Source organism: Priestia sp. FSL W8-0524, from assembly GCF_038005965.1.
Taxonomy (GTDB): domain Bacteria; phylum Bacillota; class Bacilli; order Bacillales; family Bacillaceae_H; genus Priestia; species Priestia zanthoxyli.
In genome coordinates this window covers 2,951,310-2,964,043 of record NZ_JBBOUG010000001.1, presented here as the reverse complement: position 1 = coordinate 2,964,043, position 12,734 = coordinate 2,951,310, and the positions used below count along the sequence as shown (strand labels likewise).

Below are 12,734 nucleotides of genomic sequence, written 5' to 3'. Positions count from 1 at the left end.
AGAGAAAGAAAAGAAGGAGATGAGATTGTGTCAAAAGCAAAGAAAAAGAAAAAAGTAACGCCCAATCAGCAAACATCCTCAAGCAAGTGGATTTTTTGGGTGATTGGAATTATTGCGGTCTGTATTTTAGGGTTAATCGTCCTTTCGAATATGTCAAAGGGCGGAGGAGATGAAAAGGCCGCTCTTACATATGATAATCAGCCGTATCTTGGAAAAGAGTCAGCTCCGGTAGAAGTGGTAGAGTTTGGAGATTACAAATGCCCGGCTTGCAAAAACTTCACGGAATCCTTTTTCCCGCTGATTCAAAAAGATTATGTGGATACAGGTAAAGTGAAATTCTACTTTATGAACTATGCATTTATCAACAACGACTCCTCTCGTGCAGCAGAATTCGCCGAAACGGTATACAAAGAGCTTGGAAACGATACATTTTGGAAATTCCATGAACTTCTTTATAAAAAGCAAAACTCAGCGGACGAAAAGAAAGATGTCTTAACGGAATCTTACTTAGAAGATACGCTGAAAGAAGTGTCAAGCGATGCCGATGCGAAAAAAGTAGCGAGTGCATTTAAAGACGGAAAAGGAAAAGATGCGTTTAATCAAGATATGAAGACAGCCAATGACTTAGGCATCACAGGTACACCAACCATTTATGTAGGCGGCAAAAAATTCGAAGGAAAAACAATCGATGACTTTGATCAAATGGTCAAAGATGCGGCTAAGGAGAACAAATAATGAACAAGTCTTTAGTTTTCGGGTGGATTACAGCGCTTATCGCGATGCTTGGAAGCTTGACGTTTAGTGAAGTTCTTCACTTTATCCCGTGCGAACTTTGCTGGTATCAGCGAATTTTAATGTATCCGCTCGCGATTGTGCTAGGTGTAGCCGTGTACCGGAATGATACGTTCATCTACAAATACGTCCTGCCGTTTTCGGTGATTGGTATGGCGCTTTCAGGCTATCATTATTGCCTGCAGAAGATACCGGCTCTTAAAGCATTTGAAACGTGTACAAGCGGTGTTCCTTGCTCAGGTCAATATATTAACTGGCTTGGATTTATCACCATTCCTTTTTTAGCGTTTATTGCGTTTACCATTATTACGATTATGATGCTTGTTCTTCGCAAGCAGATGAAAAAAGCTTAACCTCCGGGTTAAGCTTTTTTTATCTGAAAACAAAAAAAGTCCCGCTTACAAGAAGCGGGTGCAAATAGGGTACATCTATGAAAAATGATGAAATTGTTTTGACAAGAACAGTATATAAAAGAAAAGTGAAAAAACGGTGAAAAGAGAAAAGCTTTTTTAAAAAATATGCTTTTCTTATAAAAAAAGCCCCGCTCACAAAAAGCGGGGAATAAATAGGGGTCATTTATGAAAAATGATGAAATTGCTTTGACAAACTTAGTATACAAAAGAAAAGTGAAAAAACGGTGAAAAGATGGAAGCTTTTAGAAAAAATAAAAAAAGACCTGTTTTGGGGAAACAGGTCACTAGAAAGGGAGTAAAACTATGAAAAAATATGCTAATTGGCTTTACATGTACTATCTTACCGCCGAATAGTGAAAAAACAGTGAAAAGAAACATCAAACAAAAAAAGACCTGCTCTGGGGAAGCAGGTCTTCACAAAGGAGTAAAACTATGAAAAAAATATGCTAATTGGCTTCGCAAGTACTATCCTATACCTTTATGGTGAAAAAACGATGAAAAGAGAAGCAGGATATAAAAAAGACCTGTTTTGGGGAAACAGGTCATTAGAAAGGGAGTAAAACTATGAAAAAATATGTTAATTGGCTTCGCAAGTACTATCTTATACCTTTATGGTGAAAAAATGATGAAAAAAGAAACTGGATATAAAAAAAGACCTGCTCTGGGGAAGCAGGTCTTCAAAAGGAGTAAAACTATGAAAAAAATATGCTAATTGGCTTCACAAGTACTATCCTATACCTTTATGGTGAAAAAATGGTGAAAAGAGAAGCGGGATATAAAAAAGACCTGCTTTGGGGAAACAGGTCATTAGAAAGGGAGTAAAACTATGAAAAAATATGCTAATTGGCTTCGCAAATACTATCCTATACCTTTATGGTGAAAAGATAATGAAAACGAGGTTAGGATATAGCTCCTATTTTTCCATATTATAGATTCATTTCTCTTTAATAGGGTATACGTTCATTAGAATCGATATAAACTTAAAGAACTGGCAGGGAGGGATATATATATGGAAAAGAAGCACGAAGCAACTGCAAATCAGCGCGTGGTTCACCGCGCTCGAAATAGCTGGTCAGGCTTTTTGTTTGGCGTAGGGTTAGTTGCTTTTATTGATGAAGCAGTGTTTCATCAGCTGCTTCATTGGCATCATTTTTATGATAAGTCCACAACGTCCGCTGGTTTAGTGTCAGACGGTTTGTTTCATGCATTCAGCTGGTTCGCTACAATCGCATCACTTTTTATGGTGGCAGATCTAAGGCGCCGGGGCGGCTGGTGGGTGAAAAGGTGGATAGGAGGAATATTGCTTGGAGCCGGGGCGTTTCAGCTCTATGACGGGACCGTTCAGCATAAGCTTATGGGCCTTCACCAAATTCGGTACGGAGTGAAGATTGCACCTTACGACATTACGTGGAATGTACTTGCATGTTTGATGCTGCTTATTGGCATCGTTTTAACATGGTTTACACGTAAACAAGGTGCACATCATGATTAAATATGAAGTACTATCTCAGCTTTTATTAGCCTTGCCTTTTGTCGCTGCCTTTTTTTTATACGTGTGGGCTGTAACGTCTTCAAATGCAACGTATAGAAAATGGTCATTATATAGGACGTCCAGCTGGACACTTGGTATTTTATGCGCCATATCTTCTGTAGCAGGACCGCTCGCAGCCCGTGCTCATATGGACTTTACCGCGCATATGACGGGGCATTTGCTTTTAGGTATGCTAGCTCCGCTTTTAATGGCGTTAGGAGCACCTCTTACACTGCTGCTTCGCACGCTTCCGGTTCATGCAGCCAGAAAGGTGTCAAAACTTTTAAAAGGGCGGTTTGTTCGGTTCATCAGCAGTCCGGTGACAGCTTCTGTTCTTAACGTAGGAGGACTTTGGATTCTTTATACAACAAGTCTGTATGGCATGATGCATCACTCTTTTTTCGTGCATGTCGCTGTACATATTCACGTATTTTTAGCCGGCTATTTGTTCACCGTATCGATGATTTCAATTGATCCTTCGCCGCATCAAAAAGCTTTTACGCACCGAGCGTCCGTATTGGTTCTTGCTCTTGCCGCCCACGGTATTTTATCAAAATATGTGTACGCTCACCCGCCTATGCACGTCTCGGCAGAAGAGGCGCAGCAAGGGGCTATGCTGATGTATTACGGAGGCGATTTAATCGACTTATGTTTAATTTTACTTCTTTGTTATGAATGGTTTAAGCGGGTTCAAAAAGTCTCTTTTACATAAAAAACGCGCAGAAAGCATCATGCTTTCTGCGCGTTTTTTTAGTGAATGTTTCGTTTTTTAAAGCGTCCGCCGCGGACTTCGGTAATATCTGCAACGGCTAAAAAGGCAGTAGGGTCAAAATCTTCAACAATGGTTTTTAGCTTTGATTCTTCAAGGCGCGTAATGATGCAGAAAATCACTTTTTTATCATCGCCCGTATAAGCACCTTCACCGTGCAAATAGGTAACGCCTCGACCTAGACGCGCATTAATCGCATCGCCGATGTCATCAGAATGATCACTAATAATCCAAGCTGATTTTGATTCTTCCAATCCTTCTACAACTGTATCAATGGCTTTAGCCGCAATGATGTACGCAAGGATAGAATACATGGCGCGGTCCCACGTGAACACAAATCCCGCTGCTCCTAAAATGAAGAAGTTGAAAAACATTACAATTTCTCCTACAGAAAACGGAATTTTTTTACTGATTAAAATGGCAAGTATCTCCGTACCGTCAAGCGCTCCGCCGTAGCGAATTACGAGTCCAATTCCAATTCCGAGAATAATCCCTCCAAAAACGGTAGCAAGGAGAACGTCTGCGGTAAACGCGGGGACATGGTGAAACCTAGAAGTTAAGATGGATAAAACCAGTATGCCAAAAATAGTGGAAAGGGCAAATGTTTTTCCCATTTGCTTGTACCCGATAAATACAAACGGAAGATTTAGTACAAAAAGAAAGATTCCTAGATTTACGCCGGTAATATGCGAAAGCATGATGGAAATACCGGTAATTCCTCCGTCGACAACGTGGTTTGGAACAAGGAAGATTTCAAGTCCTGTGGCCATGAGCAGGGCACCGATCGCAATAGCGATAGCCCTACCGAATACCTGTCCCTTGGACAGCTTTCGGTGCTGAATTTTCGCTTTTTCGAGTTCTGTCATTTGCATGTCTCCTTTGATGTCTCCTATGTATTTCTCACTTTAGAAAAGTGAAACTATCTTTAATTATACCTTACTATGCACAATTAGTGGGGATAGACGGCTTAATTACTTGTTTCAACCTATAAAAAAAGCCTGCTTTAGAGTCATAAGCAGGCTTTTTAAGGAGTAAAACGATGAAGAAAAGTATGATTGGCTTCACAGTTTTCACTATATAGAGGCTTGATGAAAAAATGATGAAAATGCCGGCATGTGCGGCAAGAAAATCGGGGATACTAGTTAAAAAAGGCCAAAAGGAGATGACGAAATGAGCGTGTGGATGATGTATAATCACTTGATGCATTCGCAAATCTTTTTAAGCAGCGTATTAATTAGCGGTATTCTTCTTGTTAGCGGAGGATTTGTGTACGGCAGAATAATGAGTAAGAAGTGAACCTAATATTGCCGCGAATAGGTTGTTAATGGAAGATGCTCAATAGTAGCTTGGTTAATGTTATACTTGCTCCATAAGCTTAGCGTGGAGGTGTCAGCATGAGCAAGCATCATGATCTAACAGCATCATACGGAGAATCGCTAGTGACGTGTGAACATCAGTTTGAAGCTAGCTATTACTATCATCAAGTGCGCGAACAGTGCATGAATCACATTCATGAAATAAGCAAAGCGGTAGCTGAATTCACCGTTGATTTTACAGATGAAAGTTTGAAAATATTAGAGCTTCTTTACTATGATCTAGAAGACGACGATCGCTTTGACTATTTTTCAATGACAAAAGAAGAATTCGAAGAGTGTATGGGCGTATACTTTGGTGAGGTGGTTACGTCTACGATTGATGAAGCGCGCTGGGTTGTGAAAGAATATCCGCTTATGGAAAACAAGTATGTGACCGGAATTGAAAAAGGGAATCTTTCACTCATGTTTCCCCATGGCTTTTTTAACCATAAAGAGCGTCATCCAGAGTGCGTTTTTACTCTTTATCATTTATATAAACAGCTGCAAAAATAGGAAAAAGGTGAACGTAAGTTCACCTTTTTTAATGTCCAAGCTTTATGGGAATATAAATATCCATTTCATATGTATCACTATATAAATTGCCGTGTATAGCTGTATTTACAATTTCAAGAGCAGGACCTTCAATCATGCTGTAAGGAGAGTTCGGCAGCCATTCATTCCAGATGCTGTTATACGTCGACCCAAGCGATGTAATGGGACCTCTGTGTTTAAACTGCAGGTATGTAAACGAAGGAAACGTATGAACGCTCATACCGCTTGGAATACAAGCCGTATCAGCCACTTCTGTACCTGCAATATAAAAATAATTTTCTCTTTTCGGAGCCATGCAAATGCCTGTAATCATATGAGGTTCTTTTGAAGAAGTAATCATTTCTTTTTCTTTAAGTATTTGCTTCAAAAGATTCTCTTTTTGATACTCTCCGTTTTTTGCTATGCCTATCACTGAAAATCCTTCTTTGTATACAACTTTACCTTGCATAATCCACCTCGAATTTTTCAAGCTCTAGCTTTTATTCTATCAATCATAAATTACTTTACCGTGATTGTAACATAATCTTAAGTAGATATCGATGCAGAAAATGGAACATTACAGTAGCCAGCTTTTGTGAATTAAGAAATAGTTTTAACAAGCTGGTTTAAGGAGGTCTTTGAACTCTTAGTCATGTAAACTAAAAGGTAAGTATATACTTTATTACCGTATATTCCATATAAATAAAGGGAGGGAAAGTAATGGGAGACGTGATTCAAAGCCAGCTGAATATATTTTCATCGCAGTCTCAAAGCGTTCAGTCGTTGACTTACGGTTCTGAAACAAGCATTTTAACAGTAAATGCTGAGACGAAAAAAAACAATCAGAAGATGAAAATAGATGGGTTTGCGACAATTGAAGCAAACATTCCTCTTGGATTAACTAGTTATCAATACGGGGTAACACTTAGAGTATATAGAAATTCTCAGCTTTTGTTTTCACAGAATTTACAGCAAGGAGCTGCAGCCGTTCTAACACTGTCATTTACTCAGCAAAATGCTCTTTCTTTTACATGGGTAGATACAGTAGCATCAATTGGCACATACACGTACTCAGTCAGAATGGAATTTTTTGTCCGTTCTTCAACTGGGGTGAGCGTTCAAACGACTACCCGTGCAATTGCGATTACTACATAAAAACAGCGCCAAAATTCTGGCGCTGTTTTTTTACTGATGCAACACTTTATTTATATAACGTTTACGAAGAGTAAATCCGGGAAACTCCTTAATATAAGTCAAAATGGTAGCTAAACCAGTAGTCGTCCTGCACATTCTTTGTGTTTGAAGCGACAATATGCTCATGACCTTGTTCATCCGTGGCAATCCAGTTATAGTTGATATCCATTTTAATCGGATACATATTGCCTTTTTTAAACAAAATAACGGGGGGAGTTACTTCAACAAACTCGTTTAGTTTTTTAACAACATTTTCTTTACAGCGAATTAGCTCCATGTCTTTTTCTCCTTCGGTGTTATTGCACAATCATATTTTTTGCGTTGTGCACAATATATAATTTAAAATAACAAAGGTAAGTTTAGCACATTTTACAAAAAACAGAGAAATAAAAAGGAGCGATATCGATGAATGAACAAATTTTATTAGCAGAACGCCCAAAGGGAATGCCAACAAAAGATACGTTTAAATACGAAAAAATTGAAATGCCTACAGCGAAAGAAGGCGAGGTACTTGTTCAAACACTTTACCTTTCTGTTGATCCGTATATGAGAGGACGCATGAACGATACAAAATCATATGTTCCTCCATTTGAGCTAAACGCACCGCTTGCAGGCGGCATTGTAGCACGCGTAACGGAATCAAAATCAGATCGCTTTAAAGAAGGCGATATCGTGACGGGTATGCTTCCTTGGAAACGCTATTCAGCCGCAGAAGCAAAAAACTTACAGAAAGTTGATCCAGAGCTAGCGCCAATTACAACGGCTATCGGCGTTCTTGGTATGCCTGGTCTCACAGCTTATTTTGGACTGCTTGAAATCGGTCAGCCAAAAGAAGGCGAAACAGTAGTCGTTTCCGGTGCAGCAGGTGCTGTTGGATCTGTTGTTGGTCAAATCGCTAAAATTAAAGGCGCACGTGTTGTCGGCATCGCAGGTTCTGAAGATAAAATTGCTTATTTAAAAGATGAGCTCGGATTTGATGAAGTGATTAATTATAAAAAAGGAAATGTGAAAGAAGCATTGAAAGAAGCGTGTCCTAATGGAGTTGATGTTTACTTTGAAAACGTCGGCGGAGAGATTTCAGATGCAGTTGTTAGCTTATTAAATAAATTTGCGCGCATTCCACTTTGCGGCCAAATTTCACTGTATAACTTAGAAAAACAAGATGTTGGACCACGTGTTCAAACACCTTTATTAATTAACAGTGCGCTAATGAAAGGGTTTATCGTAGCCGACTATGCTGACAAATTCCCTGAAGGCATTAAGCAGTTAGGCGAATGGGTGCAGCAAGGGAAAATCAAGTACAGCGAAAACGTTGTAGAAGGTTTTGAAAATGTACCTGAAGCGTTCCTTGGGTTATTCGAAGGAGCAAACTTAGGAAAACAGCTTGTAAAAGTAGCAGAATAAGCGTAAAAAAACCGTGCGGGATCATTTCCGCACGGTTTTTTTACATAGTTGAAGCCGTTTGTTGCTTGGCTTCTTCTTCAATATGTTCACCAGTTCGTTCGATTGGCGAGCGTTTGTGATAGCGTCCAAGCAGTCCTGTCATGATAAAAATACCAATTAACGAATAAAGAACTTGAACTACGCCGAATACCACTGTTGCAGAGCCTACAATCAACACATCTGTCAAAAGCATTGTTTTACCTGGATTAATGCCAAATCTCTTATCAAGAAACACGCATAGCATGTTGATTCCGCCAAGAGAAGAGCCGTGACGAAACAAAAAGATTAGTCCAATGCCGACGATAATGCCGCCCATAACCGCGGCTACAAGCGGATGCGGAAGTGCAAATGAAAAGTTGGCAGCTAATAAATCGGACATCACTGACATCAAGCTAACGCTGATGAAGCTTTTTATCGTAAACTGCAGTCCAATTTGTGTAAGAGCCATAAAATAAAACGGTAGATTGATGATAAAGAACAATACCCCAAATGAAATACCGGTTAAATGCTGCAGCACAATGCCAAGTCCTGCCGTTCCGCCAATAACGAGGTTAGAAGCGGTTAAAAATTGAATTCCGATGGCAACGCATAAGCAGCCAAAGGTAATCCACCCCCATTGTTTTACGTGATTCATATCTCCATCCCCTTTTGTATATTTATACAATACTTTCGATAGAAAACACCGTCTTTTAATTCACAAAATCTATTTTACTATATATCTTTTCAAAAAAAAGCACTTTTGTGAGAGAATCTAACACAAGATAAAAAGTTAGATAATTCAGATTTATTGAGTTCTTCTGGAGCAAATGAGTGATAAGCCGATATGTTTCTAAAAAAAGATTAAAAAGAAAGAATGAGAAAAACGGATTTTGGAAAATGTATAAACAAATATTTGGATAATGGTCAAAAAAAGGGAAGGAATATCAGTTAAAACGAACTATTTTAATTATTAATTAAAATATTATTCGTATTTGTGTTGATTTTTTGTTTGATTGAGGTAATATATAACATTATTAGCATGAAAATATGTAGAGATGGAAGTGGATGCAAAATGAATAAGAAATTATCAGCGTTGACAGGGGTGGCTGTACTTGCTTTTTCGCTTACAGCATGTGCCCCTCAGCAGGAAAAAGAGGTTTCTGCTGAGAAAAAAGAACCCGTTCAAAATCTAGCTGATCAGCAAATTATGGCGGACGCTTGGTACCAGACATCCGGCGAAATGAAAGCTTTGTATTACCAAGGCTATAATACAGGGAAGCTTCGTTTAGATGAGGCGCTTGCAAAAAGTACCGATAAAAAGCCTGCCATTATTTTGGATTTAGATGAGACCGTGCTTGATAATAGCCCATTTCAAGCTTCAGCCATCAAAACGGGTAAAGGATTCCCTTATAAGTGGGATGAATGGGTGCAAGCAGCAAAAGCGAAAGCAGTGCCAGGTGCTGTCGATTTCTTGACGTATGCAGATCAAAAAGGTGTAGATATTTACTACATTTCAGGCCGTACAACTTCTCAGCTTGAGGCAACAATTAAAAACCTAAAGAATTTACATATTCCTCAAGCAACCAAAGACCATGTGCTGTTGACGGGTCCAAAAGACGAAGGAAAAGAAACGCGCCGTCAAAAAGTAGCGACGAATCATAATGTAGTCCTGCTGTTTGGTGATAACTTATCTGATTTTAGCGGCTTTGATAAAAAGTCGATGAACGATCGAAATAAGCTTGTAGAAGAACAAAAAGAAGCATTTGGTCAAAAGCTAATTGTGTTTCCAAATCCAATGTATGGAGATTGGGAAGGAGCTATTTATAACTACGACTACTCAATTTCGGACAAACAAAAAGATAAGCTTCGCCGCGAACAGCTTCAATATTTTAATTAAAAAATAGGTTGAAACATAACGAAATCGCTCCAATCAAAAGGCGAAAAAATTGGATACATGAGCTGAACCGCTTGTTACACCGCTGTTGATTTCCGTACAAGACTTCGCTTTCCGCGGGCGGCCGATGAGCCTCCTCGTCGCTTCTCTCCTGCGGGGTCTCATCTATTCCGCTTTTCCCGCAGGAGTCTTCGTCTTGCCCTCCAATCAACAGTTGGTATCACCTGCATTGAATGAAACCTGTGTTCAGCATCACAATAAAAAATCCGAACGAGGTTGATTCTTCATTAAGAATCAACCTCGTTCGGATTTCTCTTCAACTCACATATTGTTGTCCCAGCTTCTTTTAATCTTTTTACTATACCCTATTTAAACGATAGCTTGTACAAATGATCCTGCTTTTTAAGAAAGAAGCCACGGAGCATAAGGAGCTTGCTTCCACTCGTGTTTTAACATGCCATAAATTACAAGATCGTGGTAGTGATTATATAGATATTCACCTTCTCTGCAAATGCCTTCTTCCGTAAAACCTAGACGCGTAGGGATGGCTTTGCTTTTTTCATTATTAATGCCGCAGCGTATTTCGACTCGATGAAGGTTTAACGTATTAAATGCATAATTCAGGCATCCGTGTACGGCTCTTGTCATAATGCCTTTTCCTTGGAAATCATGTCCAATCCAATAGCCGAGACTTGTACTTTTATTTCCCCAATTAATTCCGTGGAAACCAATCATTCCGGCGATTTCTCCGTAGTACCGAATGATCGCCTGGAACCCTTGGTTATTATAGTATTGAGCTCTCCATTCAGGGATGAGTTCATCATAGTCAGCAATACTTTGCATGCTATCTACCCATGGGAGCCATTCTTTTAGGTAAGGTCTTGACTCGTTAATAAGAGAAAGCAAGGGGAAAGCGTCAGTTGATTCAATTAAATGCAAACTAACTTCGTCATCAATTTTGTATTCAAACATACGAAAGCCTCCTGTGATGATGGGCCTGCTGAGATAAGCGTAGCGTGTAGGCAGTTCTAACATCTAGTTTTTCTTTATTCTACCACAAGTAGCAGAGCGGAGAACGAGGAAGTTTGAGCTAAACGTAAATAACGCATAAAGTCGATAGGATTTTAATGATTAAAAAAATTAATAATTGAAAGCACTTTTATCAATATTTTTACAGAAAAGAAGCATATACAGTGATACAATGGAAGAAGAGATAAGGCGTTGTATGTATACATACTTTCTAACAAACATGATATTGGATTGATAAAAGCAGGTGGTAAAAACATGGATGTACAACTATTAATAACGGTATTTGCACTCGGGTTTTTCGGGTCATTTTTAGCAGGTATGCTTGGAATTGGAGGGTCAGTTGTTTTGTACCCGCTGTTGCTATTTGTTCCGCCTCTTGTAGGAGTGGGAATATTCAGCGCGCACGAAGTAGCTGGTATAGGAGCTGTGCAGTCGCTGTTTGCCTCCGTTTCAGGAGCTCTTGCTTATAAAAAGGGCGGCTATTTGAATAAACCGTTAATTTTATATATGGGCGTCAGTGTCTTAGTTGGTAGTCTCATTGGTTCAACGCTATCAAACTCGTTTTCAGAAGGAATGATCAATTTCATTTACGGCGTGATGGCAACAATTGCTGCAGGATTAATGTTTATGCCCAAAAAAAATAATCCAGCGGCCGATTCATTCGAAGTGACGTTTTCAAAACCTTTGGCAGCAGCCCTGGCGTTTTTAGTTGGAATTTGCGGGGGAATTGTCGGAGCAGGAGGCGCATTTTTACTTGTTCCTATTATGATTACCGTGTTAAAAATTCCTGTGCGCGTAACGATTGCAAGCTCATTAGCCGTGACGTTTATTTCGTCTATGGGAACAACATTCGGTAAAGTAATGACGCATCAAGTCCTTTTGCTTCCGGCGCTTATGATTATTGGAGCAAGCTTACTAGCAGCTCCGATTGGCGCTTTTGTCGGGCAAAAGACGAAGGTAGCGTCGCTGCAAGTGATCTTAGCAGTCGTTATTACGGCGACTTCGTTGAAAATATGGTTTGATTTACTAATGAAATCTATTCATTAAAAAAAAAGCTGCCTCTTTAAGGGCAGCTTTTTTATTTTGTTGTTGATGCAACAAGGTGAGCGACTAAAATATAGCGTTCAGGTGCTGAACCAACGTAGTTAAATGGATAACAGGTGCTGACGGTTAAAGTGGCTCTAGGTTTTGGCACAATAACGGTCCGGTCATCCGCATCCACAATTCGTACTTTGTTTACTTTGTATGTGAAGGTGCCTGCTGCTGTACTTACCACAAGCGAATCGCCTTCACCCACGTCGCCAAGCTTACGAAAAACCGTATCGCGATGTCCTGATAGAACAGAATTGTCGTTTTGACCAGGCAGCACGCTTCCCGCAAAATGACCGACGCCTTTTTCTAATTCATCTTCGTTCGTACCGTGATAAATTGGCAGCTTCGCATTTAATTTAGGAATATATAGTTCTCCCATTAAATCACCGATTTTTGGCTGTTTCGGATAAGACACATTTGACACTTTCGGCTTTTTTTCTGAGCTAGCAGTACGAGAGTGTACCGCTTTTTTGGGTTCAACAGAAGAAGCTTCAGCAGAAGAGTCTGCTGTTGATGAGTCCTTGCTTTTAGAGACTGAAGCTGCGGCTGGTTCTTCTGTATCCATTGTTTTAAATGCCAAATAGCCTCTTGCAAATTTATAGGCGTTTGTTGTTGTAAACCAAAGACCAAAGCAGATGACAGCGGCTAAAAGGGAAAGAACAATCAACCGCTTTTTACGATTGATTGTTCTTCTTGTTTTTCTTGGTTCCAT

Annotated in this window: 17 protein-coding genes; 10 read left to right on the top strand and 7 right to left on the bottom strand. The window is 39.6% G+C overall.

The annotated features are described in order from the left end of the window. Positions 1-27: 27 nt before the first annotated feature. The 4 genes from NST66_RS15195 to NST66_RS15180 all read left to right on the top strand — a co-directional run bounded on the left by NST66_RS15195 (position 28) and on the right by NST66_RS15180 (position 3,448). Positions 28-735, top strand: a complete 708-nt coding sequence (locus NST66_RS15195) for a DsbA family protein (RefSeq protein WP_340843450.1) — start codon at positions 28-30, stop codon at positions 733-735. After that, the gene (locus NST66_RS15190; protein WP_028414446.1) at positions 735-1,145 is read left to right on the top strand and encodes a disulfide oxidoreductase; all 411 of its coding nucleotides are present in this window, start codon (positions 735-737) and stop codon (positions 1,143-1,145) included. The genes NST66_RS15195 and NST66_RS15190 overlap by 1 nt, the downstream gene beginning before the upstream one ends. A gap of 1,069 nt (positions 1,146-2,214) precedes the next feature. Next, a complete protein-coding gene (locus NST66_RS15185) occupies positions 2,215-2,697 on the top strand; it encodes a DUF2243 domain-containing protein (RefSeq protein ID WP_033580545.1) in 483 nt (160 codons plus the stop codon). After that, the gene (locus tag NST66_RS15180; protein ID WP_049165493.1) at positions 2,690-3,448 is read left to right on the top strand and encodes a cytochrome c oxidase assembly protein; all 759 of its coding nucleotides are present in this window, start codon (positions 2,690-2,692) and stop codon (positions 3,446-3,448) included. Before NST66_RS15185 ends, NST66_RS15180 begins: the two co-directional genes overlap by 8 nt. Positions 3,449-3,486: 38 nt before the next feature. Here NST66_RS15180 and NST66_RS15175 read toward each other — a convergent pair whose 3' ends face one another. Further along, a complete protein-coding gene (locus NST66_RS15175) occupies positions 3,487-4,371 on the bottom strand; it encodes a YitT family protein (RefSeq protein ID WP_033580547.1) in 885 nt (294 codons plus the stop codon). A 304-nt stretch (positions 4,372-4,675) separates the two neighbouring features. Between NST66_RS15175 and NST66_RS15170 the strand changes: the two genes are divergently transcribed. Together NST66_RS15170 and NST66_RS15165 are read left to right on the top strand one after the other, a co-directional pair. Continuing rightward, entirely contained in the window at positions 4,676-4,801 is a 126-nt protein-coding gene (locus NST66_RS15170; protein ID WP_016764808.1) for a hypothetical protein, read from the top strand. Between the two features lie 98 nt (positions 4,802-4,899). Then, positions 4,900-5,373 (top strand): hypothetical protein, encoded by a 474-nt coding sequence (locus tag NST66_RS15165; protein ID WP_033580548.1) that lies wholly within the window; start codon positions 4,900-4,902, stop codon positions 5,371-5,373. A 28-nt stretch (positions 5,374-5,401) separates the two neighbouring features. Here NST66_RS15165 and NST66_RS15160 read toward each other — a convergent pair whose 3' ends face one another. Next, positions 5,402-5,860, bottom strand: a complete 459-nt coding sequence (locus NST66_RS15160) for a GyrI-like domain-containing protein (protein WP_047750500.1) — start codon at positions 5,858-5,860, stop codon at positions 5,402-5,404. Positions 5,861-6,111: 251 nt separating this feature from the next. Between NST66_RS15160 and NST66_RS15155 the strand changes: the two genes are divergently transcribed. Continuing rightward, positions 6,112-6,546, top strand: coding sequence for a hypothetical protein (locus tag NST66_RS15155; protein ID WP_033580550.1), 435 nt, complete (start codon positions 6,112-6,114; stop codon positions 6,544-6,546). An 88-nt stretch (positions 6,547-6,634) separates the two neighbouring features. Here NST66_RS15155 and NST66_RS15150 read toward each other — a convergent pair whose 3' ends face one another. Next, positions 6,635-6,862, bottom strand: coding sequence for a hypothetical protein (locus NST66_RS15150; protein WP_013057853.1), 228 nt, complete (start codon positions 6,860-6,862; stop codon positions 6,635-6,637). 128 nt (positions 6,863-6,990) lie between these two features. Here NST66_RS15150 and NST66_RS15145 point away from each other — a divergent pair, with 128 nt between their 5' ends. Then, positions 6,991-7,989, top strand: a complete 999-nt coding sequence (locus NST66_RS15145) for an NADP-dependent oxidoreductase (RefSeq protein WP_028409240.1) — start codon at positions 6,991-6,993, stop codon at positions 7,987-7,989. A gap of 40 nt (positions 7,990-8,029) precedes the next feature. Here the strand turns inward: NST66_RS15145 and NST66_RS15140 are convergent, their stop codons facing one another. Then, positions 8,030-8,662 (bottom strand): YitT family protein, encoded by a 633-nt coding sequence (locus tag NST66_RS15140; RefSeq protein WP_028414439.1) that lies wholly within the window; start codon positions 8,660-8,662, stop codon positions 8,030-8,032. A 417-nt stretch (positions 8,663-9,079) separates the two neighbouring features. On the opposite strand from NST66_RS15140, the gene NST66_RS15135 reads away from it, so the two are divergent. Next, positions 9,080-9,904 (top strand): 5'-nucleotidase, lipoprotein e(P4) family, encoded by an 825-nt coding sequence (locus tag NST66_RS15135; protein ID WP_028414438.1) that lies wholly within the window; start codon positions 9,080-9,082, stop codon positions 9,902-9,904. Here NST66_RS15135 and NST66_RS15130 read toward each other — a convergent pair. Next, positions 9,897-10,112 (bottom strand): hypothetical protein, encoded by a 216-nt coding sequence (locus tag NST66_RS15130; RefSeq protein ID WP_162200722.1) that lies wholly within the window; start codon positions 10,110-10,112, stop codon positions 9,897-9,899. The genes NST66_RS15135 and NST66_RS15130 overlap by 8 nt on opposite strands. A gap of 191 nt (positions 10,113-10,303) precedes the next feature. Beyond that, positions 10,304-10,873, bottom strand: a complete 570-nt coding sequence (locus NST66_RS15125; protein ID WP_049165487.1) for a GNAT family N-acetyltransferase — start codon at positions 10,871-10,873, stop codon at positions 10,304-10,306. 312 nt (positions 10,874-11,185) lie between these two features. Between NST66_RS15125 and NST66_RS15120 the strand changes: the two genes are divergently transcribed. Further along, complete coding sequence (locus tag NST66_RS15120; protein WP_033580552.1) at positions 11,186-11,977, top strand: sulfite exporter TauE/SafE family protein; 792 nt, start codon at positions 11,186-11,188, stop codon at positions 11,975-11,977. A 31-nt stretch (positions 11,978-12,008) separates the two neighbouring features. Here the strand turns inward: NST66_RS15120 and NST66_RS15115 are convergent, their stop codons facing one another. After that, positions 12,009-12,734 (bottom strand): class D sortase, encoded by a 726-nt coding sequence (locus tag NST66_RS15115; protein WP_028414436.1) that lies wholly within the window; start codon positions 12,732-12,734, stop codon positions 12,009-12,011.